The organism is Caldisalinibacter kiritimatiensis (assembly GCF_000387765.1).
Classification (GTDB): Bacteria; Bacillota; Clostridia; order Tissierellales; family Caldisalinibacteraceae; genus Caldisalinibacter; species Caldisalinibacter kiritimatiensis.
This window is the reverse complement of record NZ_ARZA01000182.1, coordinates 1-813: the sequence shown is the minus strand read 5'-3', so window position 1 is coordinate 813 and position 813 is coordinate 1. Positions and strand designations below refer to the sequence as shown.

The following is an 813-nucleotide window of genomic DNA, read 5'->3' as shown; positions in this document are numbered from 1 at the left end:
AACAATCTATTCTTGAGGGCTAGCGCCCATTAAAATCTTTTAGATGCGAAACTTCTGACTTCTTTTTAAGCAATAAAAAAGAGCTATCTAAACTTCAATAAGATAGCTGTAATAAACTTATTCATATTTTCCTTCTTTATAATCCTTTATAGTCTTATATACAGTATTTCCATCTACTTTATATAATTTACCTATTTCATCGTATGACAATCCACTCTTTTGTAACTCTATCATTTTATTTATTTGTCTTCTACTAATATTTTTTAATCCTTTTTTAGATTTTATTTTAATGAAATATAAGTTATCGTTCAATAATACCACTCCTCATACTTAACCACAAGTACTAATTTGACTTTATATAATTAATTTATGAAAAAAATATTCTTTTGTTACAAATCTCTTTTCAATGTAGCAATATTTTCAATATAGTTGTAACCAAAAACCATAGTTATCATATAATGTAGTAAACTAAATAATCAAAGTTTTATTAAAGGAGGTTTACTAAATGTCTGAAAATAAAGGTCTTCTTGGCGGTTTATTTGATGGTGGAAATGAATTACTTTTCTTCTTCTTGTTATTAGTTATTCTTTTCAGTAACTTCTATAGATACTAATAAATAAATCTAATTGCACAACTTACTAGTACACATAAAAGTTGATAAAGTCTTAAAAAAGGAGCCATAAAAGGTTCCTTTTTTCAAATATACATAATATTATTTTGGTATAAATTACCAAAATTAATTTGTATATTAAGTCTTTATTCGGTCCATAATAATAGTGTCGGGAACATAACGGTTGAGCCCAGACTTATATA

Annotated in this window: 1 protein-coding gene; it reads right to left on the bottom strand. The window is 25.2% G+C overall.

The window, feature by feature from the left end:
- Nucleotides 1–117: 117 nt before the first annotated feature.
- Nucleotides 118–312: a helix-turn-helix domain-containing protein gene (locus L21TH_RS07945; RefSeq protein WP_006313717.1), complete on the bottom strand. Its 195-nt coding sequence runs from the start codon at nt 310–312 to the stop codon at nt 118–120.
- Between the last annotated feature and the right edge of the window lie 501 nt (nt 313–813).